Below are 26,699 nucleotides of genomic sequence, written 5' to 3'. Positions count from 1 at the left end.
TGACGGGGAGGGCCTGCGCCCGCTCAGACGCCGGCCTTCAGGATCTCCGCCACCCGCGGCGCGAAATAGGTCAGCACCCCGTCGGCGCCCGCGCGCTTGAAGGCCGTCAGGCTCTCCAGCATCGCCTTGTCGCCGTCGAGCCAGCCATTCAGGGAGGCGGCCATGATCATCGCGTACTCGCCCGACACCTGGTAGGCGAAGGTCGGCACGCGGAAATGGTCCTTCACCCGCGCGATGATGTCGAGATAGGGCAGACCCGGCTTGATCATCACCATATCGGCGCCTTCTTCGAGATCAAGCGCGACCTCGGCGATCGCCTCGTCGGAATTGGCCGGGTCCATCTGATAGGTGCGCTTGTCGCCGATCAGCGTGGCGTTGGTGCCGATCGCGTCGCGGAACGGCCCGTAATAGGCCGAGGCGTATTTGGCCGCATAGGCCATAATCTGCACCTCCTCATGGCCGGAGGCGTCGAGTGCGGCGCGGATCGCGGCGACGCGTCCGTCCATCATGTCGGAGGGCGCGATCACATCGGCGCCGGCATCGGCCAGGGCCAGCGCCTGCTGCGTCAGGATGTGGACGCTGGCGTCGTTCAGGATCCTCTCGCCATCCATCACGCCGTCATGGCCATGGGAAGTGTAGGGGTCGAGCGCCGCGTCGCAGATGATGCCGATCTCAGGCACCTCGGCCTTGATCGCACGCACGGCGCGGCACATCAGATTGCGCGTGTTCAGCGCCTCGGTCGCGGTCGCGTCGCGCAGGCTCTTCTCGACGAAGGGGAAGGGCGCGATCGCGGGAATGCCGAGGCTTGCCGCGTGAGCGGCCTGGCGCACCGCCTCCTCGATGTTGAGCCGGTCGACACCCGGCATCCAGGCGATCGCGCTGCGCGCCTGCGACGAATCGATCAGGAACAGCGGCCAGATCAGGTCGTTGGTGGTCAGCACGCTCTCGCGCACCAGCCGGCGCGACCAATCCGCCTTGCGATTGCGCCGCATGCGCCGCGTCAGCCCAAGCGAGTCGGCCCTTTGCGCGGACGCCTCGTCCTGCCGCGCCTGCGGGGCGGGAAACGGCTGCACAACCCGAAATGCCATGGAAACTCTCTCCGCCCCGCCGAGCGCGGGATGTTCTATTTCACCCGACTTTAGCACATCGGAACGGTTCCAAAACAGGGTGGTGGTCGCAAGACCCGGATGCGCCGGGCGCGGCTGCGCGTTGACAAGCCCGCCCGGCGCAGCCCAGAACCGCCGCGAAACGCGCAAGGGGTGCGCGCAAGGGATGACTGCCTGATGTCGCAGGACGCCGAGATCATCTGCGAGGTGCGCGGCGCGGCCGGCGTCGTCGTCCTCAATCGCCCCAAGGCGCTGAACGCGCTGAGCCTTGGCATGGTGCGCAAGCTCGCCCGTGCGCTCGATGCCTGGGAGCGCGATCCGCAGGTGACGCGCGTCGTTGTGACGAGCGTCAGCGAGAAGGCCTTTTCCGCTGGCGGCGATATCAGGCATCTGCACGACCTCGGCCGTGAAGGGCGCCATGCCGAGATGCTGACCTTCTGGCGCGAGGAGTACATCCTCAACGCCCGCATCAAGAGCTATCCGAAGCCCTATGTCTCCCTGATCGACGGCATCGTCATGGGCGGCGGTGTCGGCATCTCGCTGCATGGCAGCCACCGCATCGCCGGCGAACGCTATCTCTTCGCCATGCCGGAGGTCGGCATCGGCTTCTTCCCCGATGTCGGGGCAACCTTCGCGCTGCCGCGGCTGCCGGGCGCGAGCGGCATCTATCTGGCGTTGACGGGGGACCGTGTCGGCGCGGCCGATGCGCTGGCATTCGGCCTCGCCACCCACGCCGTGCCGAGCGCAGGGATGGCCGAACTGGCGGATGCGCTGACGAAGCCCGGCGCGCTCGATGAGATCCTCGCCGACTTCGCCGCCGATCCAGGGCCGGCCAAGCTCGCGGCTGACCGGGCGATCATCGCCGATTGCTTCGGCGCCCCGGACCTCGCCGCGATCCGCGCGAAGCTGGCTGCGGCCACTGAGGGCGGCAGCGCCTTCGCCGCCAAGGTCCAGCAGACGCTCGCCACCAAATCGCCGACCAGCATCGCGCTCGCCTTCGAGCAGATGCGGCGCGGGCCCACGCTCGATTTCGCCCAGGCGATGCAGACCGAGTTCCGCATCGTCTCGCGGATCGTGCGCGGCCATGACTTCTATGAAGGCGTGCGCGCGGTTGTGGTCGACAAGGATCATGCGCCGGTCTGGCAGCCGGCTTCGCTGGAGGCGGTCTCGCCATCTGCGATCGAGGCCTATTTCGCGCCGCTCGGCGCGGACGAACTTGTGCTGGAATCCTGAGGATGGGCCTGGGCGGCGATGGCGAGCCGATGCTAGGCGCGCAAGCGACGTCGGCGGCGGGCGTGCGCGCCCGGCCGACGCTCTGGCGCCTCGTGCTCGTCTGGCTCCTGCGCCTGCTCTCGGTGGCCTGGATGGCCAAGGGGTTGCTCGCCTGGGCCGTGATCTTCGGCGTGGGCATCGAGGAGATGCCGTTCGAGGCGAGGCTGCTCAGCTTCCAGGCGATCATCGTCTATTTCGCGGTGATCGATCTCGTTGCCGCCGTCGGCCTCTGGCTGACCAGCACATGGGGCGGCGTGCTCTGGCTGCTGGCGGCGATCAGCCAGCTCCTGCTCGGCTTCTTCTTCCCGCGGCTCTTGCCGATGACGACGCCGATGATCGGCACCTATGTCGCGCTGGTCCTGGCCTATTTCCTGGCGACCTGGCTCGCCGAGAACGAGAACTCCTGACCTCGCTTTGATCCTGCATCGGCTTGCCCCGAAAACCGGTCCCCGCCTTTCGGCCCGATGCCTCGCCAACCGATCGACTCCGTCGAGTCATGGTAACAAACGCTTTAGCTTAAGCGTTTCTGGCTTCACTTTGGATTCACCGAAACGGCTAAATCTCTGATTCATCCTGATATTTAAACTCGTTTTCATTCGCGCCGCCTATGGTGTTCTTCAGAAGCGGACCGGGAGAAAAATCTCGGCCGATAGACAACAGGCGAGATATACCATGAAAGCGAGCGTAAAGACTGCGGCTGTTGCCGTGGCCGGCGATGTTGATCTCAAGGTGAAGCCTCTCTACCTTGAGTCCCTCACCCTAGTGGAGCGGCTGCATCGCCGCCTGCTCGACGTCATCAAGGATGAGTTCGAGCGCCGCAACCGTGATGACGTCAACAGCGTCCAGGCACTGCTGCTCTACAATATCGGCGATGCCGAGCTGAGCGCCAGCGAACTCAGGACGCGCGGCTACTATCTCGGCTCGAACGTCTCCTACAACGTCAAGAAGCTGGTCGAGCTGGGCTATCTGCACCATGCCCGCTCGCGGATCGACCGGCGCTCGGTCCGGATCAGCCTCACAGAGAAGGGCACGGAAGTGCACAATCTCGTGAAGGGCGTCTATGACAAGCATGTGCAGACGGTCGAGCAGATCGGCGGCATCGCCTCGGACGACTTCGAGCGCATGAACAACGCGCTGCTCCGGCTGGAGCGCTTCTGGACCGACCAGATCCGCTACAAGCTCTGAAAAACGCGGCCAACCGGCCCTTCATGGGCCGTTTCCGCGCCTGATCGCTCCGGCCTCCATCGTGCCGGAGCCGCCCCAGCGCAGGCCGATCTGTTGCGCGGGGGACACGGCGCTCGATCCTCTTCGCCGAATACTGGTCATGCATGGCGCTGAATGGGACCATGCCCTAAAAATGCCTCGCTCATCACAAGACGTTAACTGTGGTAAGAGAGCGTAGTTCATAGAACCGGCGCTCGCCAATGGCGGGCGGCTTCTGTGCTGCGCTTGCGCTTCTGTCCAGCGTTGGTCCGGGCCGTGATGAGGATGAGGGATACGATGTCGAATTTGAGCCTGACCCGCCGCGAGACCGTGCTCGCGTTGCTTTCGGGCGCTGCGACGACCGCAGCCTTGCCAGCCTTCGCCCAGCAGGCGGAATGGCGTCAGAGCTATGATTCCGGAGCGCGCAACGCGGTTGCGCGCTCGCATACTCCGATGCTTTCGCCGGAATCGCTGCAGGCGACTGAAGCTGCGATCGTCGCCTATCGCGATCTCGCGTCCCGCGGCGGCTGGCCGATGCTCCAGCTCGGCGACAAGATGAGCGTCGGCTCGAGCGGTCCCGGTGTCGTCGCGCTGCGGCAGCGCCTGGTGATCACCGGCGATCTCGACGCCAATGCCGGCACCAGCAACGTCTATGACTCCTATGTCGAGGCCGGCGTAAGCAACTTCCAGGCTCGGGTCGGCCTGTCCACCACCGGCGCCATCAACCGCGCCACGGTGACCGCGCTCAACGTGCCGATCGACCGGCGCATCCGCCAGCTCGAGACCAATGTGGTCAGGCTGCGCACCTGGTCGGGCAATCTCGGCAACCGCTATGTCGTGGCCAATATCCCGGCCGCGCTGGTCGAGACGGTCGAGAACGGCGTTGTTGCGACCCGCCATGCCGCCGGCGTCGGCAAGATCGACCGGCAGTCGCCGCTGCTGCAGACCAAGATCCCCGAGATCAACTTCAACCCGACCTGGACCGTGCCGGCTTCGATCATCCGCAAGGATCTGATCCCGAAGATGCGCAAGGAGCCGGGCTATCTGGCCGAAAACAAGATCCGCATCATCGGCCCCAATGGCGAGATCCAGCCCTCGCAGGTCAACTGGAACTCCGACGAGGCGACGCGCTACACCTTCCGGCAGGACCCCGGCGGCGACTTCAATTCGCTCGGTGTCGTCCGCATCAATATTCCAAGCCCCTACGGCGTCTATATGCATGACACGCCGGCGAAGGGCATCTTCGGCGACGATTTCCGCTTCGTCTCATCCGGCTGCATGCGCGTCCAGAACGTGCGCGACTATGTCGCCTGGCTGCTCAAGGATACCCCCGGCTGGGATCGCGCCAAGATCGACGCCACGATCGCATCGGGCGAGCGCATCAATGCCCGCATCAGCAATCCGGTGCCGTGCTACTGGGTCTATGTCACCGCCTGGGCGACGCCCGATGGCGGCGTGCAGTTCCGCGACGACATCTACAACAAGGACGGCCTCGGACCGGCCCCGGTGGCGCAGCTTCGCGGCGACCAGGATATCTGAGGCAGCATATCTGAGGTCACAGCGCCTGAGAGATCGCCTTTCTTCCCGATCTGAAAAGCCCCGGACCGAACAGTCCGGGGCTTTTTTTGTCTGTCATTCCGGGGTCGCTGCTGTGTGTGGAGCATCGGAATAACGACGTGTTCCGTGCGTGATCTTAGCGCCCTCTGGAAACTCCAGCCCTCATCCTGAGGAGGCCCGAAAGGGCCGTCTCGAAGGATGCTCCAGATGGTTCGGGAGCCTCCTGGAGCATCCTTCGAGACGCCATTCCCAAGGGAATGGTCCTCAGGATGAGGGCTGAGTGAATCTCAAACGATCGTTTGGCTGGCTGCCTTCCGCCGCCCCGCCAGCTTGAGAATGACGGCCCCCGCCAGCGCCGAGATGACCGATCCGAGCAGCACGCCAATCTTGGTGGCGTCGCCGAGACCGGGGTTGCCGGGGAAGGCCAGCGCCCCGATGAACAGGCTCATGGTGAAGCCGATGCCGCAGAGCAGGGCTACGCCGTAGAGCTGCGCGAAATTCGCCTTGGCCGGCAGCGCCCCGAGCCCGGTCTTCACCGCGGCCCAGGCGAAGCCGAAGACGCCGATCTGCTTGCCGAGGAACAGGCCGAGAGCGATGCCCAGCGGCACCGGGGCCAGCGCGCTCGCTGGCGTCATTCCGGTGAAAGAGACACCGGCATTGGCGAAACCGAAGATCGGCACGATCAGATAGGACACCCAAGGGTGCAGGCCGTGCTCGAGCATGTGCAGTGGCGAATGCTCGGGCTCGTCGCTGTCGGAGCCGTCGCCGATCGGGATGGTGAGCGCCAGGGCGACGCCGGCCAACGTGGCGTGGATGCCCGATTTCAGCACGAAGAACCAGAGCAGGGTGCCGATGGCAAGATAGACCGGCAGGCGCGTCACGTTCAGGCGGTTGAGGACGATGAGCCCGGCGATGCACAGAGCCGCCAGCCCCAGCATCGGCAGCGACAGGTCGCTGGTGTAGAACAGCGCGATGATCGCGACCGCGCCGAGATCGTCGAGGATCGCCAGCGCCGTCAGGAAGACCTTGAGCGAGACCGGCACGCGCGGGCCGAGCAAGGCCAGGACGCCGAGCGCAAAGGCGATGTCGGTCGCGGCGGGAATGGCCCAGCCGCGCATCGCGACCGCATCGCCGCGGGTCAAGGCGAGATAGATCAGCGCCGGGACGACCATGCCGCCCAGCGCTGCGATGCCGGGCAGGGCCCTGCGCGACCAGGAGGAGAGCTGCCCCTCCAGGAACTCGCGCTTGATCTCCAGCCCGACGAGCAGGAAGAACACGGCCATCAGCGCGTCATTGACCCAGTGCAGCACGCTCAGGCCCCCGACATAGGCGGAGAGCACACCGAAATAAGCCGGCGCGGCCGGGGAGTTCGCGACGACGAGGGCAAGCGCCGCCACCCCCATTAGGAGGACACCGCCTGCCGCTTCGCTGGCGAGAAAGGCGCTCAGCGGGGAGCGCCGGGCGGGCGCGGAAGAGCTGTGGGCTGTATCCGGGGTCACGGTCGGGCGGCTCGCATCTAAGAGTGAGAGCAGGATCAATGCGAAAAACCGGTCCCCGCTTCTTCGCATCCTGCTCTGGGCTCGAGTCATCTCCTTTCTGAAGGGAGCGCGCGCGCATGTCACCCCGTAGCGCAGTCGGATCGTGCTTCCGCGACGGCACAGGCTCGGCGGGGGCCGGCCGGTCCTCGACCGCGCTCCTCATGGCAATGATGATCGCGGCGAGACCGACATCCGCTGCGATGTGAGAGCAGACCGCAGGCGCAGCCAGCTCAGCCCTCCTGCCGCTCCGGCCGTGATCGCCATTGCCAGGAGGAGCGAGGCGGCGCCGTGGAACAGCCCGTCAAAGCCGTAGCGTGCGATCAGCGGTGTGCTCAGGAGCGGCGAGCAGAACTGGCCGATGAAGACGGAGGCGGTCAGCAGCCCGCCTGCCAGCCCTCTGCGCCGGAGCGGCGCGAGACCCAGCGCCAGCGCGATGAAGCCAGGCGAAACCAGAGCGTAGCCTGTGCCGATCGCCGCGGTTGCCGCGAAGGTGGAGGCCGTCGTGGCGAAGGGGAGCAGCAGGAAGCCGAGCGCCATCGCGGCGTAGCCGATGGCGAAAATGCCGACATGGCCGATCATGCGCTGGATCCGCGGGTAGAGCAGCGCAAAACTGCCGCCCGACAGCATCAGGACGCCCAGCGCCGCGCCGGTCATGGCGGCGCTGTTATAGCCTCGCTCCTCCAGGAAGAACGACAATTGGGTCGGCATGACGAAGAAGATCATGTTGGTCAGCGCCTGCAGGAGAACCAGCAGGGCGAGGCGCGCGCGCCAGGGCGGATGTCCCGCGGCGCTGTCCGCCGGCTTGGCACTGGGGGATTGCGCCGATCGGGGCGGGTCGATGATCGCGATCCACATCAGCGGCAGGAAGGCGGCGGCGAGGCCATAGATGGCGAAAGGCAGGCGTGGCGACAGCGTTGCGACCCAGCCTGCAAGCGAGATGAAGATAAGGCCGCCGAAATTGCGCGCCGAAATCTGCAGGCCCGTCAGGGCGTTGCGGTCCTTTCCAGTGAAGTAGTCCCCGACCAGGGCGGTTTGCGCGGTCATGATCAGAGCGACGGCGATGCCGAGCACGAGGCGGCTGGTGAAGATCGTTAGGAGATCGGGCAGGACCAGGCCGGCGCATCCGGCGATCACGAACAGGATCGTGCCGGAGAGCAGCATCGCGCGCCGCCCGAGCCGGTCGGCCACCAGCCCGGCAAGCGGTGCGCAAAGGGCGACGCTGAGCGCCGGCGCCGGCACCAGCAGCCGCGTCAGCATCGCGGCGTTCGGATCGCCCGAGAATAGCCGCTCGAGCCCGGGCAGGGCCGGGCTGATCGTGGCATTGGCCATCGTGGTGAGCGATGCCGCCATCAGCAGCGCAACGGTGCGCCGGTCCCGCCAGATCGGGTTCGACGGCGTGGCACGACAATCTTGCGCGGCACGAAGATCTTGCATGGCTTTTTCCTCTTGCTGAAATCCTGCGTTCGGGAGAGCCTACAAGTTCAAGTCAACTTGAGGTCAAGCATGCCGATTCTGGATATCGGGGAGGTGGCCCAACGCTCCGGCGTGCCGGCCTCGACGCTGCGCTATTACGAGGAGATCGGCTTGATCGGTTCGCTCGGACGGCGCGGATTGCGCCGGCAATTCGATGCCGACGTGTTGCTGAGGCTGTCGCTCATCGGCCTCGGCAAGGCGGCGGGCTTCTCGCTGGTCGAGATCGCGGGCATGTTCGGACAGAATGGCCGGCCCGATCTGCCCCGAGCCCGGTTTCATGCAAAAGCAGACGAATTGCAGCGCCAGATCGTCGATCTCGGCGCTCTGCGCGACATGCTGCGCCATATCGCCGATTGCCCGGCGCCGACGCATCTGGAATGCCCGACCTTCCGTGGGCTCCTGAAATCGGCCTCACGGGGGACGCTCGTCTATCACCCTTCCCTTGGGGAGCCGGGGAAAGGGCTGAAGCCGGCGCGGCGGCGCTGACTCCCCGGGGCGCAGCGATTGGCCATCATGTTAGCCGCACCATCTATCGCTTGGACAGATTTCCACCCCATGATACGGGACGCGGCAACGGGACCGGGCCGTGCGCGGCCACCTTTTACAGCAGGAGCCGGATATGACCGAAGCCGCGAGCGACAAGCATTTCTCGAACTCCTTCTTCGCTGCCTCGCTTGCCGATAGCGACCCCGAGATCGCCCGCGCCATCGAGCTCGAGCTCGGTCGCCAGCGCGACGAGATCGAGCTGATCGCCTCGGAGAACATCGTCTCGCGCGCCGTGCTGGAGGCGCAGGGCTCGGTGATGACCAACAAATATGCCGAGGGCTATGTCGGTCGGCGCTATTATGGCGGCTGCCAGTTCGTCGACATCGCCGAGAAGCTCGCGATCGAGCGCGCCTGCCGGCTGTTCGATTGCGGGTTCGCCAATGTCCAGCCCAACTCCGGCAGCCAGGCCAACCAGGCCGTGTTCATGGCGCTGATGCAGCCCGGCGACACCTTCATGGGCCTCGACCTCGCCGCCGGCGGCCACCTCACTCATGGCGCCCCGGTCAACCAGTCCGGCAAGTGGTTCAAGGTCGTGCCCTATGGCGTCTGCGTCGTCGACCAGACCATCGATTACGATGCGATGGAGCGCCTCGCCGTCGAGAACAAGCCGAAGCTGATCGTCGCCGGCGGCTCGGCCTATGCCCGGCACTGGGATTTTGCCCGCTTCCGTGAGATCGCCGACAAGGTCGGCGCCTATTTCATGGTCGATATCGCGCATTTCGCCGGGCTGGTCGCGGGTGGCGCGCATCCCTCGCCATTCCCGCACGCCCATGTCGTCACCACCACCACGCACAAGACCCTGCGCGGCCCGCGCGGCGGCATGGTGCTGACCAATGACGAGGCGATCGCCAAGAAGATCAACTCGGCCGTCTTCCCCGGCATCCAGGGCGGACCCTTGATGCATGTCATCGCCGCCAAGGCGGTCTCCTTCCAGGAGGCGCTGCAGCCCGAGTTCAAGATCTATGCCCGCGCCGTGGTCGAGAACGCCAAGGCGATGGCGGAGACGCTGAAGAGCAAGGGCTTCGACCTCGTCACCGGCGGCACGGACAACCATCTGATGCTGGTCGATCTGCGCTCCAAGAAGGTCACCGGCAAGGCGGCCGAGGCCGCTCTCGGCCGTGCCCACATCACCTGCAACAAGAACGGCATCCCCTTCGATCCGGAGAAGCCGATGGTGACCTCGGGCATTCGCCTGGGCACGCCGGCCGCAACCTCGCGCGGCTTCGGCGTCGCCGAGTTCAAGAAGGTCGGCGAGCTGATCGCCGAGGTTCTGGATGGACTTGCGGCGAATGGCGAGGCCGGCAACGGCGCGGTCGAAGAGGCTGTCAAGGCCAAGGCGCACGAGCTCACGGCGCGCTTCCCGATCTACTGAAGATAGCGTCTCGTCGGGCGGCTTGATCCGACTGCCCTACGGGGTTACATACATGTCGGCAAGGAGGCCGATATGAGCCGTCAGAGCGTGACGATGCGCGAGCTTCAGAAGATGTCGGCAGGGGCTATTCAGGCCTTGCCGCATCCCGTTTCGATCAAGAGTGGCTCGGCTACGGTCGGGCTTCTAGTGCCGGTCAGAAAGCCGGATACGACACGGATCGCCGCTGCGTTGAAGCGCAGCGACGATTATCATGCAGCGCTTTCTCCCGAGACAAGGCTGCGGCTCGAGCGCTTTCTCGGCGAACGTGACGATTGATGCGACCTCGTGGGCCTTCGGAAACGCTCGTCGTTGACGCGAACATCATCTTGAGCGCGGTGCTGGGCTTCCGGTCGCGACCGTTGCTGGAGCATATCAGTGCCAAGCGTGCACTGATCATCTCCTCGGAGGCTTCGTTGGAAGTCAGGCATGTGCTGTCACGCCTCGACCCGGATGCCTCCGTCTTGATCGAGATCGCGGATGAGGTTCTCGAAGCAATCGAGGTGGTCGAGACGGTTCGCTATGGCGATAGTTTGGCACCGGCCGAGCAGAGCCTTCGACACGCCGTCGCCTCGCGCAACGGCAGCGTCAACGATGCCCATGTCCTTGCGCTGGCTTGGACTTACGACGCTGACATCTGGTCGCATGACCGCGATTTCGCCGGTACGGGTTGGCCGTCATGGTCGAGTGCCAATCTCGCCGTAGCCCTGAGCGAAGAGGCGACCGCCTCCGACGCCCGACCGATCTGAAAGCACGCCATGCGCTGTCCCTATTGCGGCTCTCTCGACACGCAGGTGAAGGACTCCCGTCCAACCGACGATCACGCCTCGATTCGTCGTCGTCGCGTCTGCCCCGATTGCGGCGGGCGCTTCACCACCTTCGAACGCGTGCAATTGCGCGAGCTCGTCGTGGTCAAGCGTTCGGGCCGGCGCACTGCCTTCGACCGCGACAAATTGCAGACCTCGATCGAGGTCGCGCTACGCAAGCGCCCGGTCGCACCGGAACGGATCGAGCGCATGGTCAACGGCATCGTGCGCCAGCTCGAAAGCTCCGGCGAGGGCGAGATCCCGAGCTCGACCGTCGGCGAGCTGGTGATGGAAGGGCTGAAATCGCTCGACGACGTCGCCTATGTCCGCTTCGCCTCGGTCTACCGCAATTTCCGCGAAGCCCGCGATTTCGAGGAGATCCTGGGTCAGCTCAGCGCCGATGACGAGGACGGCGCGAGCGCGCCGCCGCCTGCCCGCAACGATGACTGAGCAGGCTGCGATCGACCGCGCCTTCATGCGTCAGGCGCTGGATTTCGGCGCGCGCGGGCAAGGCACGACATCAACCAATCCTTGCGTCGGCGCCATCGTCACGCAGGATACCGCGGATGGTCCCGTGATCGTGGCCCGCGGCCACACCCAGCCCGGTGGCCGGCCGCATGGCGAGGCGAATGCCTTCGACCGCGCCGGGCCGAACGCCGCGGCGGGCGGCACGCTCTATGTCACGCTCGAGCCCTGTTCGCATCGCACCATCCGTGCCGCGACGCCTTGCGTCGAGCGCTCGATCCTGGCCGGCGTGAAGCGTGTCGTGGCGGCCATGGCCGATCCCAATCCGCGGTTTCGCGGGCTCGGCTTCGCATTGCTGCGGACTGCGGGCATCAGCGTCACCACGGGCGTGCTGGAGGCGCAGGCTCAACGGACCCATCGCGGCTACGTGCTGCGGGTGACGCAAGGACGCCCCATGGTGACGTTCAAGGTCGCCCGTACCAGGGATGGCTATGCTGGCGGGGCGGCGGGCACGCGCATCGCCGTATCCTGTCCTGCGGCGTCGGCCTGGGTCCATCTCCAGCGGGCGCATTACGATGCGATCATGCTCGGCATCGGCTCAGTGCTCGTCGACGATCCGCTGCTGACCGTGCGCCTGCCCGGCATGGCCGGACGTTCGCCGATCAGGGTTGTGCTGGATTCGCAGCTTCGGCTGCCGCTGTCGTCCCAACTCGTTATGACGGCGGGCGAAGTGCCGGTCTGGGTCGTGGCGACGGAGGCCGCTCCCATTGAGCGTGAGCGGGCGCTGGTCGCGGCCGGCGTCGAGGTCATGCGCGTCTCGGCCGGTGCCGACGGCCATCTCGACCTGGCTGAGATGCTCCAATTGCTGGGAACGCGCGGTATCAACCGTGTCTTTTCCGAGGGGGGGCCGACCATCGGCGAAAAACTCGCCCTTGCCGGTTTCGCCGATGAGGTCATTGTCTCGACATCACCGAAATCGCTGGGCCACCCCGGCATCGTTGCCGTGCGTCCGGGCCTTGCGGCGATGCTGGCTGATCCCGATCTCTACCGCCTTGCCGATAGCGGCCTGATCGGCCACGACCATTTCGAGAATTTTGTGAGGACAGCCTGATGTTCACCGGCATCGTCACCGCCATCGGCACCGTCGTGGAAGCTGAGGCCAAGGGCCCCAGCCTGAAGCGGCTTGCCATCGCCAGCCCCTATGATGCCGCCGGCATCGAGATCGGTGCTTCGATCGCCTGCGCTGGCGTCTGCCTGACGGTCACGGGCCTGCGGCCGCGCAGCGACGGCGAAGCCGGCTGCATCTTCCAGGTCGAGGCGGCGGCGGAGACGCTCTCCAAGACGCTGGTCGGCGACTGGAAGCCCGGCACGCGGATCAATCTCGAACGCTCGCTCAAGGTCGGCGACGAGCTCGGCGGCCACCTCGTCACTGGCCATGTCGATGGCGTCGCCACGATCCTGCAGATCGACCCGATCGAAGCCAACCCCAACGAACAATGGGGCGCGACGGCGCGTTTCCATATCCGCGCGCCGCAAGGACTCGCCCCCTTCATCGCCACCAAGGGCTCGATCTGCCTCGACGGCACCTCGCTCACCGTCAACAGCGTCGAGGATGATGTCTTCACCGTGCTGCTGATTCCGCACTCCTTCAGCGTCACCACCTGGGGGCAGCGAAAGGCGGGCGATCCGATCCATCTCGAGGTCGATCTGATGGCGCGCTATGCCGCGCGGCTTGCAGAGGCGCGCCCGCAGGGCTAAGAGCCGGTCTCAACACAGCCCTCATCCTGAGGAGCCGCGCAGCGGCGTCTCGAAGGATGCTCCAGAGCGCACTGGACCATCCTTTGAGACGCCATTTCTGACGAAACGGCTCCTCAGGTTGAGGGCTGTGAGTGCTTTGGGCTTTCGTGCCAGGCGCTCTTCGCCTTCAAGAGGATAAAGAACCATGGCCGGACCCCGGCAAATCTCGGCCGACAAGGCCGCAACTCCTGCCGTCTCGCTGGACGGCGCGCGCGTGCTCGTGATCGAGGCGCGCTTCTACGACAAGCTCGCCGACGAATTGCTCGAAGGCGCCCTTGCCGTGCTCGACAAGGCCGATTGCCGCGTCGATGTTGTCACCGTGCCGGGCGCGCTCGAAATTCCGTCCGCCATCATCATCGGCCTGCGCGCTGCTGATGAGGCCGTCGATCCCTATGAGGCGGTCGTGGCGCTGGGCACCGTCATTCGCGGCGAGACCGGCCATTATGACATCGTCGCGGGCGAAAGCTCGCGCGCCTTGATGGACATCTCCGTGGCCTTCGCTCTGCCGCTCGGCAACGGCATCCTGACCGTCGAGAACGAGGCGCAGGCCTGGGCGCGCGCCAATCGCTCCGAAATGGACAAGGGCGGCGGCGCGGCTGAAGCGGCGCTCGCTGTGTTGCGCTACAAGCGCTCCCTGGCGGAGCAATCCAAATGAGCCGTGCCGAGATGCGACGAGGCGCGCGGCTTTCCGTCGTGCAGGCGCTCTACGAGATGGAGATCGGCGGGCGCGGCGTGATCGAGGCCATGGCCGAGTTCGAGGCCTTCTGGATCGGCAAGGAGGTCGAGGAGATCGAATTGCCCAAGGCCGAGCTCGCCTTCTTCCGCGATCTGCTCGGCGGCGTGGTCCGCGAGCAGCGCCTGGTCGATCGCTCGGTCGACGAGGTGCTTGCTACCGGCTGGCCGCTCAAGCGCGTCGAGGCGGTGGTGCGCGCCGTGCTGCGCGCCGGCGCCTATGAGCTCGCCTTCCGCAAGGATGTGCCGGCGCGCGCCGTGATCTCGGAATATGTCGCCGTCGCGCGCGCCTTCTATGAGGGCGAGGAGATCGGCATGATCAACGCCGTGCTCGACAAGATGGCGCGCGACTTCCGCGCCGACGAATTCGACGCGGCGACGGCCTGAGCCCGTCATGGCCGGCGCTCCCGAACGCCCCGGCGAATTCGAGTTGATCGCCCGCTATTTCGCCCCCATCGCGGGAGCGGGCGGGCTCGGTCTCGTCGATGATGCCGGATTGCTCAGGCCGGCACGCGGCTATGAGACGGTGGTGACGACCGACGCGCTGGTCGCCGGCGTGCATTTCTTCGCCGATGATCCCGCGGCCTCGATCGCGCGCAAGGCACTCGCCGTGAATCTCTCCGATCTCGCAGCCAAGGGCGCCAAGCCCGAAGGCTTCGTGCTGAGCCTGGCTTTGCCGCATGGCTGGACCGAAGCCTGGCTGGCGGACTTCGCGCAGGGGCTCGCACAGATCGCGGGAGAGGGGGCTTGCCCCCTTATCGGCGGGGACACCGTCTCGACGCCTGGGCCCTTGATCCTCTCGATCACCGCCTTCGGCAGCGTTCCGGCCGGCCGGATGGTGCCGCGCTCAGGTGCCAGGCCTGGCGACGTCATCCTGGTTTCCGGCACGATCGGTGACGGGGCGCTCGGGCTTCAGGCGCATGGACCGGGCAAGCCGGCTTGGGTCGCCCGCCTCGGCGAGGAGCATCGCCTTTTCCTCGCCGACCGCTATCTGCATCCGCAACCGCGGCTGGCGTTGGCCGCTGCGCTGCAGCTCCATGCTTCGGCGGCGATGGATGTGTCCGATGGGCTCGTTGGCGACCTCGCCAAGCTGCTCAAAGTCTCGAAAGCAGGCGCCGAGATCGATCTCGACACGGTCCCGCTCTCAGTTGCGGCCCGCGCCGCGATCATGGCCGATCCCGCTCTGGCGGAACTGGCGTGGACGGGCGGAGACGATTACGAAATTCTCTGCACTGCATCTGAAAGAGAATATCTTTCCCTGATCGTTGCGGCGGAGGCTGCGGGCGTCGCGCTCGTCGCGATCGGCCGGGTGACGGACGAAGGCGCGGTGAATTATCGCGAAAAGGGCAGGGCGCGGAGCTTCGCGCAGGGCTCCTTCGCTCATTTTTGAAGGCGATCGTCGCAAGCGTCGCCTCGGTTAGGGCGGCGCATCGATGAACCAGCACGTTCCCCTTGGCGACGGCGATGCTCTCGCCAAGCGAAACACCCTCGTGCTTGCCTGCGCGCAGGCGCTCGGTGGCGCCAATCCGGCGATCGTGATCTCGCTGGGCGGCATCGTCGGGGCAAGCCTCGTCGCCGACAAGACCTTCGCCACCGTGCCGGTCAGCCTGCTGCAACTCGGCATCGCCACCGGCGTCATTCCAGCCGCCATGCTGATGCGCCGGCTCGGCCGGCGCGGCGGCTATCTCATCGGCACGCTGATCGGCGCGGCGGGCGGAAGCCTTGCAGCTGCGGGGGCGACCGAGCGCCTGTTCTGGCTGTTCTGCCTCGGGACCTTCACCTGCGGTCTCTACGGCTCCTTCGTCCAGAGCTACCGCTTCGCCGCCGCCGACACGGCAAGCGAGAGCTTCAAGCCGCGCGCAATCTCCTGGGTGATGGTCGGCGGCATCGCGGCGGGCGTCATCGGCCCGCAATCAGTCTATTGGACGCGCGACCTGACGCCATCAGCGCCTTTCGCAGCAAGCTTCCTGGCGCAAGGCTGTCTGGCGCTGCTCGCCATGCTGGTGGTGATGCGGCTGCGCGCGCCGCCGGTCGCTGCCGCCGCCAAGACCGGAGGCCGACCGCTCGGTGAGATCATGCGCCAGCCGCGCTTCATCGCCTCGGTCACGGCCGCGCTGGTCGCCTACGGCCTGATGAGCTTCGTCATGACGGCGGCGCCGCTCGCCATGGTCGCCTGCGGCCACTCGGTCGGTGATGCCGCGCTCGGCATCCAGTGGCATGTGCTCTCGATGTTCGGGCCGAGCTTCTTCACCGGCAGGCTGATCGCCCGTTTCGGCAAGGAAAAGATCACGGCGATCGGGCTCCTGCTGACGGCGCTGGCCGCGATCGTCGGCCTGACCGGCCTGAGCGTCGCGCATTTCTGGGGCGCGCTGATCCTGCTCGGCCTCGGCTGGAATTTCGGCTTCATCGGCGCGACTGCGCTGGTCACCGACTGCTACCGGCCGGAGGAACGGGTGAAGGTCCAGGCTGCCAACGACTTCCTGGTCTTCGGCTCGGTCGCGATCGCCTCCTTCTCGTCGGGCGGCCTGCTCAATGCCGGCGGTTGGGACAGCGTCAACTGGCTCGTCTTCCCGCCCGTCGCGGTTGCGCTGGTGCTGGTCGCCTGGCAGGGCTTGTCGCGGCGGGCCGTGCCGGCCTGAGCCTTGCGGGGCTGAATCTTGCCGGCTTGAATCTTGCCGCGACGCGACGGTTGTCGATCTGGAGAAGAATGATGCGTCCCCACCAGTTTCCCATCGCCGCCGGGCATATTCCTCCCGGTGCGATCGGTCATAATCGCGGCGTGGTCCGCTCGAACTATGCCTTCATGCCGCCCGAGGGCGTGCTGGTCAGCCGCCTGCCGCAATTCGAGCGCACCATCGGCCGCATTCTGACCGCCCCCGTCATGGGCGCGCGCTTCGCGCAATATGTGCTGGAGATCGAGCCCGGCGGCGGCACGCGCCAGCCCTTCCGCGAGGATGGCATCCAGCATTTCTACTATGTCTTGTCCGGGCAGGTACGGTTTGCGGTCGAGAGCGGCCCCGCCCAAGCGCTGACACCAGGCGGCTTCGCCTATGTCCCGGCCGGAGTTGCCTTCTCCCTGCGCAATGACGGGCCTGAGCCGGCGCGGGTGCTGGCCTTGCGCAAGCGCTATGAAGCGATCGACCTGCCGGCGCCGGAGCCGATCATCTCGCATCGCGACGCCGTGCCGGTCACCAACCATACCGGGCTCGAGGGGCGCGGCTTCCAGTTCCTGCTGCCTTATGGCGACATGCGCTTCGACTTCGAGATGAACCTGATGTGGTTCAAGCCGGGCACATGCTTCCCCGATGTCGAAACCCATGTGATGGAGCACGGGCTCTACATGCTGGAGGGGCAGGGCTCTATTTCCTCGGCACGGAGTGGCACGAGATCTGGGCGCAGGATTTCATCTGGATGGGCGGTTACTGCCCGCAGCAATTCTACCCGGCCGGCTTCGGCGACGCCTGCTATCTGCTCTACAAGAACGTCAATCGCGACGTCGCGCTTTGAGGGGAAGGCCATCTGAGTGCGGCCGTTCCCTATCATTGCTTCGCCAAGGTTGAACCTGACCCAAAGTCCTATCGCCGTGTTTGCGATTCTGTTCGAAACTTGGCACAAATTCGGCTGACACTGACGAGGCGCATGCGGGCGCGATTTTCTCGGGCCCGCATTTTCATGAGTCAGGCGTCCAAGAACGTTAAGGGGAGCGCAAAGCCTCTCCGCGGGTCGAGAAGCTCAAGGTCAGGAAACCAATGTCAGCTCTGCTTACAATCATAGTCTTAAGTGCGCTGTCGATCGCATATGGCGTCTGGGCCTATGGCGACGTGATGAAACGCGATGCCGGCAACCAGCGCATGCAGGAGATTTCCGCTGCGGTGGCCGAGGGTGCGCAGGCCTATCTCAAGCGCCAATACATGACGATCGCGCTCGTCGGCGTCGTGCTCTTCGCGGCGCTGGCCTATCTGCTCGGACAATGGGTCGCGATCGGCTTCCTGATCGGCGCGGTGCTTTCGGGCCTCGCCGGCTTCATCGGCATGAACGTCTCCGTCCGGGCCAATGTCCGCACGGCGCAGGCGGCGATGCAGTCGCTGGGCGACGGCCTCGACGTTGCCTTCAAGGCGGGCGCCGTCACCGGCATGCTGGTGGCGGGCCTCGCGCTGCTCGGCGTCGCGGTCTATTACGGCGTCCTGACCTCGTTCCTCGGCTTCACCCCATCGAGCCGCACCGTCATCGACTCGCTCGTCGCGCTCGGCTTCGGCGCCTCGCTGATCTCGATCTTCGCCCGCCTCGGCGGCGGCATCTTCACCAAGGGCGCCGATGTCGGCGCCGACCTCGTCGGCAAGGTCGAGGCCGGAATCCCCGAGGATGATCCGCGCAACCCCGCCACCATTGCCGACAATGTCGGCGACAATGTCGGCGACTGCGCCGGCATGGCGGCAGACCTGTTCGAGACCTATGCGGTGACGCTGGTCGCCACCATGGTTCTCTCCGCCATCTTCTTCGCCGGCCAGGCGACGCTCGGCACCATGATGCTCTATCCGATGGCGATCGGCGCATCCTGCATCGTCACCTCGATCATCGGCACCTTCTTCGTCAAGCTCGGCGCCAACCAGTCGATCATGGGCGCGCTCTACAAGGGCTTCATCGCGGCTGGTGTCCTCTCCGTCGGCGCGATTGCGGCGGTCAACTACCTGATGTTCGGCGGCTTCTCGGCCTCGTTCACCACGGTGCAGGGCGTCACCTTCACCTCGGGCGGCCTCTTCGGCTGCGCGCTGGTCGGCCTGGCGGTGACGCTGCTCATCGTCGTCATCACCGAATACTACACCGGCACCGGCAAGCGCCCGGTCGTCTCGATCGCACAGGCCTCGGTCACCGGCCACGGCACCAACGTCATCCAGGGCCTTGCGGTCTCCTTGGAATCGACCGCGCTGCCGACCATCGTGATCATCGCCGGCATCATCGTCTCCTATGGTTTGGCCGGCTTGTTCGGCATCGCCATCGCCACCACGGCGATGCTGGCCCTGGCGGGCGTGGTCGTGGCGCTCGACGCCTTCGGCCCGGTCACCGACAATGCCGGCGGCATCGCCGAAATGGCGGGCCTGCCCAAGGAGGTGCGCCACTCCACTGACGCGCTCGACGCTGTCGGCAACACCACCAAGGCGATCACCAAGGGCTATGCGATCGGCTCCGCCGGCCTCGGCGCCCTGGTGCTGTTTGCCGCCTACACCTCCGACCTCAACTTCTTCATCGGCGAGGCCAACAAGGCGGGCTCGACGACGTTCCAGTACTTCAAGGGCGTCACCGTCGATTTCTCGCTGTCGAACCCCTATGTCGTCGTCGGCCTGCTGCTTGGCGGCCTGATCCCCTTCCTCTTCGGCGGCATGGCCATGACCGCGGTCGGCCGCGCTGCCGGCTCGGTGGTGGAGGAGGTCAGGCGTCAGTTCAAGGAGAAGCCCGGCATCATGGACGGCACCGAGCGGCCAGATTATGCGCGGGCCGTCGACCTGCTGACCAAGGCCGCGATCAGGGAGATGATCCTGCCCTCGCTGCTGCCGGTGCTGGCACCGATCGTGACCTTCTTCGCGATCAACGCCATTGCCGGAAAGAACCAGGCCTTTGCCGCCGTCGGCGCCATGCTGATGGGCGTCATCGTCACCGGTATTTTTGTGGCCATCTCGATGACCTCGGGCGGCGGCGCCTGGGACAACGCCAAGAAGTCCTTCGAGGATGGCTTCGTCGACAAGGACGGCGTGCGCCACATGAAGGGTTCCGAGGCGCACAAGGCTTCGGTGACCGGCGACACCGTCGGCGACCCCTACAAGGACACGGCGGGCCCCGCCGTGAACCCGGCGATCAAGATCACCAACATCATCGCATTGCTGCTGCTGGCGATCCTGGCGCATTCCTGAGCGGTTGCATGTTGCGCAATGAGATGGACCCCGCGGAGCGATCCGCGGGGTTTTTCATTGTTCGACTGGTCTCAAGGAGAGGAGGCTTGCACGGGCCCGGAGGCAATAATAGATATGGATACGGGTCGGCATCGGAGGATTTCATGGCCGTCAGTGCGGAACTGGGACAGCGCCTAGAGGGTATCGTCGAGACGCTCGTCGCCTCGGGGCGGTACAACTCGAAGAGCGAAGTGCTGCGGGAAGGTGTTCGCCTCGTCGAGGAGCGCGAGAAGCGCCTGATGGCGCTCGATCTGGCGCTCGAAGCCGGCTTGGTTGAGGCGGATGCCGGCCATCTGATCGCGGGCGGCGATGTCTTTGCCGAGTTGCGCGACCGCTACAGCGACGAGAGCGGCAAACCCGAGTGAAGCTTGCGTTCACGCCGACGGCGCGCCGGGACCTTCAGGAGATCGGCGACTACATTGCTCGCGACAGTCGGCGAGAAGCGTTGCGCTTTGTGACAGAGCTTGGGCAATTTTGCGCAAAGCTGGTGTCGCAACCCGAGCGATATCCGCTCTTGCCGCGCCATACCGCCCGCAGCATTCGGCGTGCGCCTCATCGGGATTATCTGATCTTCTATCGGATTGGAGAGACGCATATCGAAATCCTGCGCGTGTTCCATGCCGCTCGGGACCCCGAAAGGATCGATGAGAGCCTTTAGGCAATTTGCGCGCGATAGAAATATATTCGATATATCAAACGCTTGAAATAAAATGCCGAATCAAGATCTCGCCTGCTTGAATCAACCTGCGAAGCTACGGTCCTAACCGTAGCGTTCCTGCAAGTTCTGGGATGTCGCTCGTGACATGGTCCCTCCAACCAAGGAGAGAGCCAATGACGATACGAGCACTGACGACGCAAGCGCTGCCCACCCCTGCTGCCGAGGCGAATCGCGCCACCGAGCTCGCTTTGCTGCTGGTTCTCGCCACGCTCTGGGGCGGCTCCTACAGCTTCATCAAGATCGGCGTGGAGACGATCCCGCCCCTGACCTTGATCGCTGCACGTACGCTGATCGCCGGTGCGATCCTGCTCGCCATCATCCGCTGGCGGGGTGTGAAGCTGCCGCGCGACGTCGCGAGCTGGCGGCGTTTCCTGGTGCAGGCCGGCCTCAACAGCGTCGTGCCCTTCACGCTGATCGCCTGGGCCGAGCGCAGCGTCGATGCCGGCCTCGCCTCGATCCTGAACGGAACCACGCCCGTCTTCGTTTTCCTGATCGGGCTGGCGCTGGCGCCGAGCAAGCGTCCCGATGCGCGCAAGGCGCTGGGCGTGCTGGCCGGCGTGGCCGGGATCAGCCTAATCGTCGGCGTCCAGGCCTTTGCCGGGCTGGGCAGCGCCGTCGTGCCGCAATTGGCGATCGTGCTGGCGACCGTGTGTTACGCCTGCGCTGCGCTGTTTGGCCGGAATTTCGGCGGCATGGACCCGCTCCTGCCGGCGGCCGGCTCGATGCTGATGGGCGCTGCCGTGCTGCTGCCCTTCGCGCTTGTCGTCGACCGGCCCTGGACGCTGGCGCCCTCTCAGGCCTCGCTCATGGCGCTGCTCGCGCTTGCAGTGTTCTCGACGGCGCTCGCTTTCGCGATCTATTTCCGCCTGATCCGTACGCTCGGCGCGGTCGGGACCACGGCCGTGTCCTATCTGCGCGTACCGATCGGGGTCGCCATCGGCATCCTGTTCCTCGGCGAGAGCCTGAGCCCGACGGCCTGGGCGGGGCTCGCTTTGGTCGTGCTCGGCGTTGCCGCGATGACGCTGCCCGAGCGAAAGCCGGCGGTTAGCATCTGAGCACGGCGAGCCCGCTCTCAAAGAAAAACCCGCGGCGAGGGCCGCGGGTTTTGTGTTTCGTCGGGCCGTTTGGACGCTCACGCACCGAATGGCGTGAACTTGGTGACGCCCTTGAAGAGGTTGCGCAGGAAGCTCTGCTCCTCGCCCCCGGTCGGGGTGGTGCGGCTGATAAAGTCGAAGGGCACGCCGTCCTGCAGGCCGTAATTGGCGATGCGCTCGACCTTGAAGGCCTTGTTGAAATAGATCACCAGCACCTTCTGGTCGATCACGCTCAGATCCTGGAATTGGAAGCGCCGGCGCACCGTCTGGCTGATGTAGTAGAAGGTCCGGTTGCCGACCGTGGAGGTCGTCGACGGCGTGCCGAGCGTCGTCAGCACTGCCTGCACGTCCATGCCCGGTTTGATCTGGGCGATGAGCGCGTCATCCATGACGAAGCCGCGCGTGTATTCCTCATTGATGCCCGCAGAGGTCGGGAGCATGAAGCCGCCGGCATCCGGGCCGCAGCCCGCCAATGCCAGGGACGATGTCGCAAGGATGCCGAGCAGGGTCGCGCGGCGATTGGTGAGGGTCATTGGGACTCAAATCCAGGCCGTGGCGTCAAGGGCGAAAGGCCCAAGCCGCTTGTCAAATGGGTAAGGCTTGGCGTAACGCCCGAGCATGGCTTTGGCAAGGCAAGGACCCGCTTGGGACCTTCGCAAGGAGATGGCTGCGTAATGTTCGGCCTATTCGGCAAGCGTGAAGCCCGGCTCGCACCGGTGAACGCCTTGTTCGCGCGCGTCGCGGAGGCGTCGCGGCGGCCGGCTTTCTATATCGAAGGCGGCATTCCCGACACATTCGAGGGGCGCTTCGAATCGCTGACGCTGCACACCTTCCTGGTGCTGCGCCGCTTGCGCGAATTGCCGGCGCCGGCGGCCGAGCTGGCGCAGGATTTCGTCGATGCCTGCTTTGCCTATCTCGAACTCGGTTTCCGCAATGGCGGCATCAGCGATATCGCGGTGCCCAAGCGGATGAAGAAGATCGCCCAGAGCTTCTTCGGCCGGATCAATGCCTACGAGGCTGCGCTTGTCTCGGCAGAGCCGGAGGCGCTGACCGAGGCGCTGCGCCGCAATGCGAGCCCGGGCGAGGGTGCCGCTATTCTGGCGGACTATATGAGGCAGGCGCAGGCAGGGCTGGCGGCCCGCACGCTTGAAGCGATCCTGAACGAGCCCGAGCTATTCCCGGCCCTGGCGCAGCTGGAGCGCAGCCATGTCGCCTGAGCCGGAGAAGATTTTGCCCCTGAGCCATCCCATCCGTGTCGAGGGCATCAAGTTGCGCCCCGGCAACGTCTCCGTCTCCGCTCCGGCAGAGGCGCTGCCTCGCATCGCCGCCGAACTCGGCCTGGCTTCGCTGGAGGCGCTGGAGGCGCATTACACGCTTTCGCGCAATGGCGAGAAGGTCAAGCTCGAGGGGGCGATCCAGGCGAAGGCGCACCAGATCTGCGTGGTTACGCTCGAGCCCTTCCCGGTCGAGATCAAGGTTCCGATGAAGCTCGATTTCGCCCCCCAGGACGAGGCGCGGATCGCGGCAAGGCGCGGCGATGCCGGCGATGAAGACGCTATCGACATCGAGGTCAGGCTGAACGAGGCCGACCCGCCGGAGCCCATCGTCGATGGCGTCATCGATCTGGGCGCGGTCACTCTGGAATTCCTGGCGCTGGCGCTCGATCCCTATCCGCGCAAGCCCGGCGTGAGTTTCGATGCGGCGCCGGCCGAGCCTGGCATCGAATCGCCTTTTGCGGTGCTGGCCAAGCTGAAACGCGAACAATGAAGCGGGCAGGGGCCTTCGCGGCGGCTTGCAGCGGCGGCTCAAGTCGCTATTGTCCGGCCCGCAACGCGCTGCCTCCAGAAGAAGGGCGGCCGCTCCCAGGATCCACCATCACCTCATGACACGTCCGGTTACAATCGCGCTCGATGCGATGGGCGGAGACCACGGCCCATCCGTGGTCATTCCCGGCGCTGCCCTGACGCTGGAGCGGCGTCCCGATGCGCGCTTCGTGATCTTCGGCGACCAGGCGCAGGTCATGCCCTTGCTCGATGCGCATCCCAAGCTCAAGGCGGTCACCACCTTCCACCACACCGATGTGTCGGTGAAGATGGACGACAAGCCGAGCCAGGCGCTGCGCTATGGCCGTTACAAATCCTCGATGTGGCGTGCCATCGACGCGACCAAGATCGGCGAGGCCGATGTCACCATCTCGGCCGGCAACACCGGCGCGCTGATGGCGATGTCGAAATTCTGCCTGAAGTCGATGCCGCAGGTGGACCGCCCGGCGATCGCATGCCTGTGGCCGACTGTGCGCGGTGAGAGCATCGTGCTCGATGTCGGCGCCACGATCGGCGCCGATGCCCGCCACCTCGTCGATCTCGCGGTGATGGGCGCGGCCATGGCCCGCGTCGTCTTCGATATCGACCGGCCTACGGTCGGCCTGCTCAATGTCGGCGTCGAGGAGATCAAGGGCGTCGAGGCGGTGAAGGAGGCCGGCCGCATCCTGCGCGAGAGCAACCTGCCGCATCTGGCCTATCACGGCTTCGTCGAGGGCGACGACCTCGGCAAGGGTACGGTCGATGTCGTGGTCACCGAGGGCTTCACCGGCAACATCGCCTTGAAGACGGCCGAGGGCACCGCGCGCCAGATCGGCTCCTATCTGCGCGCGGCGATGAGCCATTCGCTGATGGCCAAGATCGGCTATCTCTTCGCGCGCAGCGCCTTCGCCGCACTGCGGGACAAGATGGATCCGCGCAAGGTCAATGGCGGCGTCTTCCTCGGGCTCGAGGGCATCGTCATCAAGAGCCATGGCGGCACCGACGCCATCGGCTTCGCCAGCGCGGCCGAACTGGGCTATGAAATGGCTCGCGAGAACCTGATGGCCAAGGTCCGCGAGATGGTGGCCGCGACTGCGCGGCCGGAGGCGGCGGCGCAGCAGGCCGCCACCGCCGAATAGGGAACAGCTTTCTTGTCCATTCTGCGCTCCATTCTGTGCGGCTGCGGCTCCTATCTGCCGGAACGCATCGTCACCAACGCCGAGCTGGCACAGCGCGTCGACACGACCGATGAGTGGATCGTGCAGCGCACCGGCATCCGCCAGCGCCATGTCGCGGCCGATGACGAGGCGACCTCGGCGCTGGCCCTGAAGGCGGCGCAGGCCGCGCTCGCCGACGCCGGCATGGACGCCTCCGAGATCGATCTGATCATCGTCGCGACCGCGACGCCCGATCACACCTTTCCCGCGACCGCGACACAGGTCCAGGCCGCGCTCGGCATCAATGGCGGCGTCGCCTTCGATCTTCAGGCCGTCTGCTCGGGCTTCGTCTTCGCGCTCGCGACGGCCGACAAGTTCCTGACCACGGGCGCCGCCAAGGCTGCGCTCGTCATCGGAGCGGAGACCTTCTCGCGCATTCTCGACTGGGAGGACCGCACCACCTGCGTCCTCTTCGGCGACGGCGCCGGCGCGGTCGTGCTGAAGGCTGGCCCCGGCGAGGGCACGCTCGCCGATCGCGGCGTGCTGACGACCCATATCCGCTCGGATGGTCGCTACAAGGACAAGCTCTATGTCGATGGTGGCGCCGGTTCGACCAAGACCGTCGGCTTCCTGCGCATGGAGGGCAAGGAGGTCTTCCGCCACGCCGTCGTCAATCTGGCGGAGACGGTCCGGCACACCTTCGAGGAGACCGGGCTGACTGGCGCCGATATCGACTGGTTCGTGCCGCATCAGGCCAATCGTCGCATCATCGACGCCACCGCCCACAAGCTCGGCATCGGCCATGAGCGTGTCGTCGTCACCGTAGACCGGCATGGCAACACCTCGGCGGCCTCAATTCCGCTGGCGCTTGCCGAGGCGCATCACGATGGCCGCATCAAGCGCGGACAGCTCGTCCTGATCGAGGCGATGGGCGGCGGTTTCACCTGGGGGTCGGCCTTGATCCGGTGGTGAAGCACGGCGCAGGAAAGCCGTCGGATTATGACGGTTCTGCTTGTTTTTTCTAGCAAATTCCCAAGATTTGGGTGAGTTGGCGGGTGTTCTAGGATTGACCGGCGCAGCCGGGACGCCTAGCGTCCGTCGTCCATATTGGCGAAGGGCAGGCGGCAAGCCCGCTGGCCGACATAACGCCTTGGAGGATATGAATGGCGGGGCAAACGGTTACTCGCGCCGATCTGTGCGAGGCTGTCTATCAGAAGATCGGTCTGTCGCGGACGGAGTCGTCGAAGCTCGTCGAGGCGGTGCTGGACGAAATCTGTGACGCGGTCGCGCGCGGTGAGAATGTCAAGTTATCCTCGTTTGGATCCTTCGTCGTGCGAGACAAGGGCGAGCGAATCGGGCGTAATCCGAAGACGGGAGTCGAAGTCCCGATCGAGCCGCGTCGCGTCATGGTGTTCAAGCCTTCGAATGTGATGAAGGCGCGCATAAACGGACAGTTGGGTGAGGGCGAAGACGAGTGAGCCTGGAGTTCCACACCGGCGATGAGGCCGAAATGGACACCAAGAGCGCAGATGCCTTCCGGACGATCAGCGAGGTCGCAGAAGACCTCGATATTCCTCAACATGTGCTGCGTTTCTGGGAAACGCGCTTCACGCAGATCAAGCCGCTCAAGCGCGGCGGCGGGCGGCGTTATTATCGCCCCGACGACGTCGCGCTGCTGAAGGGCATTCGCCGCCTGCTCTACGGCGAGGGCTACACCATCAAGGGGCTGCAGCGCATCCTCAAGGAGCAGGGGCCGCGCCATGTCCAGGCGATCGGCCGCGGCGCACCGGTCGGCCCGCCGGGGCCGGAGCGGGCATCCGCGCCAGCGACAGGGATGCAGGGCGATGCCGGGGCGGTTCATGCCATGGCCGCCTACCCGCAGGAGGGCGAGCCGCATCAGGAGTTCGCGCCGCAGCATTCGCGACCGGTTCCACCGGAAGGCCTCGACGATCTCACGGTGCTGTCGGCGGTCTTGACAGAGCTCGGCGAGTGCCAACGCATCTTGCGCAGCGTCCTGGCGCCTCAGCCTGTCCCCGACGGCGCCTGAGGCGGCCAGAGCGGTTTCCGATCAATTGGATCG

General features: G+C 65.7%; 30 protein-coding genes. 26 read left to right on the top strand and 4 right to left on the bottom strand.

Going from position 1 to position 26,699, the window contains the following annotated elements; all coding sequences use genetic code 11:
• Window positions 1–23: 23 nt before the first annotated feature.
• Window positions 24–1,088, bottom strand: coding sequence for a porphobilinogen synthase (gene hemB / locus J2Y55_RS09560; RefSeq protein ID WP_404978870.1), 1,065 nt, complete (start codon window positions 1,086–1,088; stop codon window positions 24–26).
• Between the two features lie 195 nt (window positions 1,089–1,283).
• Between hemB and J2Y55_RS09555 the strand changes: the two genes are divergently transcribed.
• The 4 genes from J2Y55_RS09555 to J2Y55_RS09540 all read left to right on the top strand — a co-directional run bounded on the left by J2Y55_RS09555 (window position 1,284) and on the right by J2Y55_RS09540 (window position 5,120).
• Window positions 1,284–2,339, top strand: coding sequence for an enoyl-CoA hydratase/isomerase family protein (locus tag J2Y55_RS09555; RefSeq protein WP_310151298.1), 1,056 nt, complete (start codon window positions 1,284–1,286; stop codon window positions 2,337–2,339).
• Between the two features lie 2 nt (window positions 2,340–2,341).
• The gene (locus J2Y55_RS09550; protein WP_310151295.1) at window positions 2,342–2,785 is read left to right on the top strand and encodes a DUF6163 family protein; all 444 of its coding nucleotides are present in this window, start codon (window positions 2,342–2,344) and stop codon (window positions 2,783–2,785) included.
• A gap of 265 nt (window positions 2,786–3,050) precedes the next feature.
• A complete protein-coding gene (gene ldtR, locus J2Y55_RS09545; RefSeq protein WP_310151290.1) occupies window positions 3,051–3,563 on the top strand; it encodes a transcriptional regulator LdtR in 513 nt (170 codons plus the stop codon).
• 315 nt (window positions 3,564–3,878) lie between these two features.
• Window positions 3,879–5,120: a L,D-transpeptidase family protein gene (locus tag J2Y55_RS09540; RefSeq protein WP_310151287.1), complete on the top strand. Its 1,242-nt coding sequence runs from the start codon at window positions 3,879–3,881 to the stop codon at window positions 5,118–5,120.
• Window positions 5,121–5,425: 305 nt separating this feature from the next.
• Here the strand turns inward: J2Y55_RS09540 and nhaA are convergent, their stop codons facing one another.
• Together nhaA and J2Y55_RS09530 are read right to left on the bottom strand one after the other, a co-directional pair.
• Entirely contained in the window at window positions 5,426–6,637 is a 1,212-nt protein-coding gene (gene nhaA, locus J2Y55_RS09535) for a Na+/H+ antiporter NhaA (RefSeq protein WP_310151284.1), read from the bottom strand.
• Between the two features lie 198 nt (window positions 6,638–6,835).
• The gene (locus J2Y55_RS09530; protein ID WP_310151280.1) at window positions 6,836–8,110 is read right to left on the bottom strand and encodes an MFS transporter; all 1,275 of its coding nucleotides are present in this window, start codon (window positions 8,108–8,110) and stop codon (window positions 6,836–6,838) included.
• 69 nt (window positions 8,111–8,179) lie between these two features.
• Between J2Y55_RS09530 and J2Y55_RS09525 the strand changes: the two genes are divergently transcribed.
• The 16 genes from J2Y55_RS09525 (at window position 8,180) to J2Y55_RS09450 (ending at window position 21,621) form a co-directional block, all read left to right on the top strand.
• The gene (locus J2Y55_RS09525) at window positions 8,180–8,635 is read left to right on the top strand and encodes a helix-turn-helix domain-containing protein (protein ID WP_310151277.1); all 456 of its coding nucleotides are present in this window, start codon (window positions 8,180–8,182) and stop codon (window positions 8,633–8,635) included.
• Between the two features lie 133 nt (window positions 8,636–8,768).
• Window positions 8,769–10,067 carry a serine hydroxymethyltransferase gene (gene glyA, locus J2Y55_RS09520; protein WP_310151274.1) on the top strand — a complete coding sequence of 433 codons (1,299 nt, stop codon included), beginning with the start codon at window positions 8,769–8,771 and terminating at the stop codon, window positions 10,065–10,067.
• A 93-nt stretch (window positions 10,068–10,160) separates the two neighbouring features.
• Window positions 10,161–10,382 (top strand): hypothetical protein, encoded by a 222-nt coding sequence (locus J2Y55_RS09515; protein ID WP_310151271.1) that lies wholly within the window; start codon window positions 10,161–10,163, stop codon window positions 10,380–10,382.
• Complete coding sequence (locus J2Y55_RS09510) at window positions 10,382–10,852, top strand: PIN domain-containing protein (RefSeq protein WP_310151267.1); 471 nt, start codon at window positions 10,382–10,384, stop codon at window positions 10,850–10,852. The genes J2Y55_RS09515 and J2Y55_RS09510 overlap by 1 nt, the downstream gene beginning before the upstream one ends.
• Window positions 10,853–10,861: 9 nt before the next feature.
• A complete protein-coding gene (gene nrdR, locus J2Y55_RS09505; RefSeq protein ID WP_069691116.1) occupies window positions 10,862–11,359 on the top strand; it encodes a transcriptional regulator NrdR in 498 nt (165 codons plus the stop codon).
• The gene (gene ribD / locus J2Y55_RS09500; protein WP_310151262.1) at window positions 11,352–12,485 is read left to right on the top strand and encodes a bifunctional diaminohydroxyphosphoribosylaminopyrimidine deaminase/5-amino-6-(5-phosphoribosylamino)uracil reductase RibD; all 1,134 of its coding nucleotides are present in this window, start codon (window positions 11,352–11,354) and stop codon (window positions 12,483–12,485) included. Before nrdR ends, ribD begins: the two co-directional genes overlap by 8 nt.
• A complete protein-coding gene (locus J2Y55_RS09495; RefSeq protein WP_310151259.1) occupies window positions 12,485–13,132 on the top strand; it encodes a riboflavin synthase in 648 nt (215 codons plus the stop codon). Before ribD ends, J2Y55_RS09495 begins: the two co-directional genes overlap by 1 nt.
• A 184-nt stretch (window positions 13,133–13,316) precedes the next feature.
• Window positions 13,317–13,826 (top strand): 6,7-dimethyl-8-ribityllumazine synthase, encoded by a 510-nt coding sequence (gene ribH / locus J2Y55_RS09490; protein WP_092164617.1) that lies wholly within the window; start codon window positions 13,317–13,319, stop codon window positions 13,824–13,826.
• Window positions 13,823–14,290 carry a transcription antitermination factor NusB gene (nusB, locus tag J2Y55_RS09485; RefSeq protein WP_310151256.1) on the top strand — a complete coding sequence of 156 codons (468 nt, stop codon included), beginning with the start codon at window positions 13,823–13,825 and terminating at the stop codon, window positions 14,288–14,290. The genes ribH and nusB overlap by 4 nt, the downstream gene beginning before the upstream one ends.
• Window positions 14,291–14,297: 7 nt before the next feature.
• Window positions 14,298–15,293, top strand: a complete 996-nt coding sequence (thiL, locus tag J2Y55_RS09480; protein WP_310151253.1) for a thiamine-phosphate kinase — start codon at window positions 14,298–14,300, stop codon at window positions 15,291–15,293.
• A gap of 43 nt (window positions 15,294–15,336) precedes the next feature.
• Window positions 15,337–16,542, top strand: a complete 1,206-nt coding sequence (locus tag J2Y55_RS09475) for an MFS transporter (protein WP_310151250.1) — start codon at window positions 15,337–15,339, stop codon at window positions 16,540–16,542.
• 71 nt (window positions 16,543–16,613) lie between these two features.
• Window positions 16,614–17,426, top strand: a complete 813-nt coding sequence (allE, locus tag J2Y55_RS09470; protein WP_310151248.1) for a (S)-ureidoglycine aminohydrolase — start codon at window positions 16,614–16,616, stop codon at window positions 17,424–17,426.
• Between the two features lie 226 nt (window positions 17,427–17,652).
• Window positions 17,653–19,809 (top strand): sodium-translocating pyrophosphatase, encoded by a 2,157-nt coding sequence (locus tag J2Y55_RS09465; RefSeq protein WP_310151246.1) that lies wholly within the window; start codon window positions 17,653–17,655, stop codon window positions 19,807–19,809.
• A 143-nt stretch (window positions 19,810–19,952) separates the two neighbouring features.
• Window positions 19,953–20,213, top strand: a complete 261-nt coding sequence (locus tag J2Y55_RS09460; RefSeq protein ID WP_310151244.1) for a type II toxin-antitoxin system ParD family antitoxin — start codon at window positions 19,953–19,955, stop codon at window positions 20,211–20,213.
• Window positions 20,210–20,506: a type II toxin-antitoxin system RelE/ParE family toxin gene (locus J2Y55_RS09455; protein WP_310151241.1), complete on the top strand. Its 297-nt coding sequence runs from the start codon at window positions 20,210–20,212 to the stop codon at window positions 20,504–20,506. Before J2Y55_RS09460 ends, J2Y55_RS09455 begins: the two co-directional genes overlap by 4 nt.
• A gap of 173 nt (window positions 20,507–20,679) precedes the next feature.
• Window positions 20,680–21,621, top strand: coding sequence for a DMT family transporter (locus tag J2Y55_RS09450; protein WP_310151238.1), 942 nt, complete (start codon window positions 20,680–20,682; stop codon window positions 21,619–21,621).
• A gap of 77 nt (window positions 21,622–21,698) precedes the next feature.
• Here J2Y55_RS09450 and J2Y55_RS09445 read toward each other — a convergent pair whose 3' ends face one another.
• A complete protein-coding gene (locus J2Y55_RS09445; RefSeq protein WP_310151236.1) occupies window positions 21,699–22,193 on the bottom strand; it encodes an outer membrane protein assembly factor BamE in 495 nt (164 codons plus the stop codon).
• A 141-nt stretch (window positions 22,194–22,334) separates the two neighbouring features.
• On the opposite strand from J2Y55_RS09445, the gene J2Y55_RS09440 reads away from it, so the two are divergent.
• From J2Y55_RS09440 to J2Y55_RS09415, 6 genes are all read left to right on the top strand, one after another.
• Window positions 22,335–22,877 (top strand): ubiquinol-cytochrome C chaperone family protein, encoded by a 543-nt coding sequence (locus tag J2Y55_RS09440; RefSeq protein WP_310151234.1) that lies wholly within the window; start codon window positions 22,335–22,337, stop codon window positions 22,875–22,877.
• Window positions 22,867–23,427: a YceD family protein gene (locus J2Y55_RS09435; protein WP_310151232.1), complete on the top strand. Its 561-nt coding sequence runs from the start codon at window positions 22,867–22,869 to the stop codon at window positions 23,425–23,427. The genes J2Y55_RS09440 and J2Y55_RS09435 overlap by 11 nt, the downstream gene beginning before the upstream one ends.
• 115 nt (window positions 23,428–23,542) lie before the next feature.
• Window positions 23,543–24,601, top strand: a complete 1,059-nt coding sequence (gene plsX / locus J2Y55_RS09430; protein WP_310151229.1) for a phosphate acyltransferase PlsX — start codon at window positions 23,543–23,545, stop codon at window positions 24,599–24,601.
• Between the two features lie 12 nt (window positions 24,602–24,613).
• The gene (locus tag J2Y55_RS09425; protein WP_310151224.1) at window positions 24,614–25,591 is read left to right on the top strand and encodes a beta-ketoacyl-ACP synthase III; all 978 of its coding nucleotides are present in this window, start codon (window positions 24,614–24,616) and stop codon (window positions 25,589–25,591) included.
• Window positions 25,592–25,782: 191 nt separating this feature from the next.
• Window positions 25,783–26,097 (top strand): integration host factor subunit alpha, encoded by a 315-nt coding sequence (locus J2Y55_RS09420; RefSeq protein ID WP_069691132.1) that lies wholly within the window; start codon window positions 25,783–25,785, stop codon window positions 26,095–26,097.
• 32 nt (window positions 26,098–26,129) lie between these two features.
• Window positions 26,130–26,666: a MerR family transcriptional regulator gene (locus J2Y55_RS09415; protein WP_310152013.1), complete on the top strand. Its 537-nt coding sequence runs from the start codon at window positions 26,130–26,132 to the stop codon at window positions 26,664–26,666.
• Window positions 26,667–26,699: the final 33 nt, after the last annotated feature.

This window comes from Allobosea sp. BE125 (genome assembly GCF_031456075.1).
Lineage (GTDB): Bacteria > Pseudomonadota > Alphaproteobacteria > Rhizobiales > Beijerinckiaceae > Allobosea.
This window is presented reverse-complemented; position numbering and strand designations above follow the sequence as displayed.

What these genes read in the sequence shown, in the direction of transcription:
- nusB (WP_310151256.1), top strand. Translation starts at nt 13,823, where the DNA reads ATGAGCCGTGCCGAGATGCGACGAGGCGCGCGGCTTTCCGTCGTGCAG.
- J2Y55_RS09555 (WP_310151298.1), top strand. Translation starts at nt 1,284, where the DNA reads ATGTCGCAGGACGCCGAGATCATCTGCGAGGTGCGCGGCGCGGCCGGC.
- J2Y55_RS09440 (WP_310151234.1), top strand. Translation starts at nt 22,335, where the DNA reads ATGTTCGGCCTATTCGGCAAGCGTGAAGCCCGGCTCGCACCGGTGAAC.
- J2Y55_RS09420 (WP_069691132.1), top strand. Translation starts at nt 25,783, where the DNA reads ATGGCGGGGCAAACGGTTACTCGCGCCGATCTGTGCGAGGCTGTCTAT.
- hemB (WP_404978870.1), bottom strand. Translation starts at nt 1,088, where the DNA reads ATGGCATTTCGGGTTGTGCAGCCGTTTCCCGCCCCGCAGGCGCGGCAG.
- J2Y55_RS09445 (WP_310151236.1), bottom strand. Translation starts at nt 22,193, where the DNA reads ATGACCCTCACCAATCGCCGCGCGACCCTGCTCGGCATCCTTGCGACA.
- J2Y55_RS09525 (WP_310151277.1), top strand. Translation starts at nt 8,180, where the DNA reads ATGCCGATTCTGGATATCGGGGAGGTGGCCCAACGCTCCGGCGTGCCG.
- J2Y55_RS09415 (WP_310152013.1), top strand. Translation starts at nt 26,130, where the DNA reads ATGGACACCAAGAGCGCAGATGCCTTCCGGACGATCAGCGAGGTCGCA.
- J2Y55_RS09530 (WP_310151280.1), bottom strand. Translation starts at nt 8,110, where the DNA reads ATGCAAGATCTTCGTGCCGCGCAAGATTGTCGTGCCACGCCGTCGAAC.
- J2Y55_RS09550 (WP_310151295.1), top strand. Translation starts at nt 2,342, where the DNA reads ATGGGCCTGGGCGGCGATGGCGAGCCGATGCTAGGCGCGCAAGCGACG.
- ribH (WP_092164617.1), top strand. Translation starts at nt 13,317, where the DNA reads ATGGCCGGACCCCGGCAAATCTCGGCCGACAAGGCCGCAACTCCTGCC.
- J2Y55_RS09460 (WP_310151244.1), top strand. Translation starts at nt 19,953, where the DNA reads ATGGCCGTCAGTGCGGAACTGGGACAGCGCCTAGAGGGTATCGTCGAG.
- plsX (WP_310151229.1), top strand. Translation starts at nt 23,543, where the DNA reads ATGACACGTCCGGTTACAATCGCGCTCGATGCGATGGGCGGAGACCAC.
- ldtR (WP_310151290.1), top strand. Translation starts at nt 3,051, where the DNA reads ATGAAAGCGAGCGTAAAGACTGCGGCTGTTGCCGTGGCCGGCGATGTT.
- allE (WP_310151248.1), top strand. Translation starts at nt 16,614, where the DNA reads ATGCGTCCCCACCAGTTTCCCATCGCCGCCGGGCATATTCCTCCCGGT.
- J2Y55_RS09450 (WP_310151238.1), top strand. Translation starts at nt 20,680, where the DNA reads ATGACGATACGAGCACTGACGACGCAAGCGCTGCCCACCCCTGCTGCC.
- ribD (WP_310151262.1), top strand. Translation starts at nt 11,352, where the DNA reads ATGACTGAGCAGGCTGCGATCGACCGCGCCTTCATGCGTCAGGCGCTG.
- J2Y55_RS09435 (WP_310151232.1), top strand. Translation starts at nt 22,867, where the DNA reads ATGTCGCCTGAGCCGGAGAAGATTTTGCCCCTGAGCCATCCCATCCGT.
- J2Y55_RS09540 (WP_310151287.1), top strand. Translation starts at nt 3,879, where the DNA reads ATGTCGAATTTGAGCCTGACCCGCCGCGAGACCGTGCTCGCGTTGCTT.
- J2Y55_RS09465 (WP_310151246.1), top strand. Translation starts at nt 17,653, where the DNA reads ATGTCAGCTCTGCTTACAATCATAGTCTTAAGTGCGCTGTCGATCGCA.
- J2Y55_RS09495 (WP_310151259.1), top strand. Translation starts at nt 12,485, where the DNA reads ATGTTCACCGGCATCGTCACCGCCATCGGCACCGTCGTGGAAGCTGAG.
- J2Y55_RS09475 (WP_310151250.1), top strand. Translation starts at nt 15,337, where the DNA reads ATGAACCAGCACGTTCCCCTTGGCGACGGCGATGCTCTCGCCAAGCGA.
- nrdR (WP_069691116.1), top strand. Translation starts at nt 10,862, where the DNA reads ATGCGCTGTCCCTATTGCGGCTCTCTCGACACGCAGGTGAAGGACTCC.
- J2Y55_RS09510 (WP_310151267.1), top strand. Translation starts at nt 10,382, where the DNA reads ATGCGACCTCGTGGGCCTTCGGAAACGCTCGTCGTTGACGCGAACATC.
- thiL (WP_310151253.1), top strand. Translation starts at nt 14,298, where the DNA reads ATGGCCGGCGCTCCCGAACGCCCCGGCGAATTCGAGTTGATCGCCCGC.
- glyA (WP_310151274.1), top strand. Translation starts at nt 8,769, where the DNA reads ATGACCGAAGCCGCGAGCGACAAGCATTTCTCGAACTCCTTCTTCGCT.
- J2Y55_RS09515 (WP_310151271.1), top strand. Translation starts at nt 10,161, where the DNA reads ATGCGCGAGCTTCAGAAGATGTCGGCAGGGGCTATTCAGGCCTTGCCG.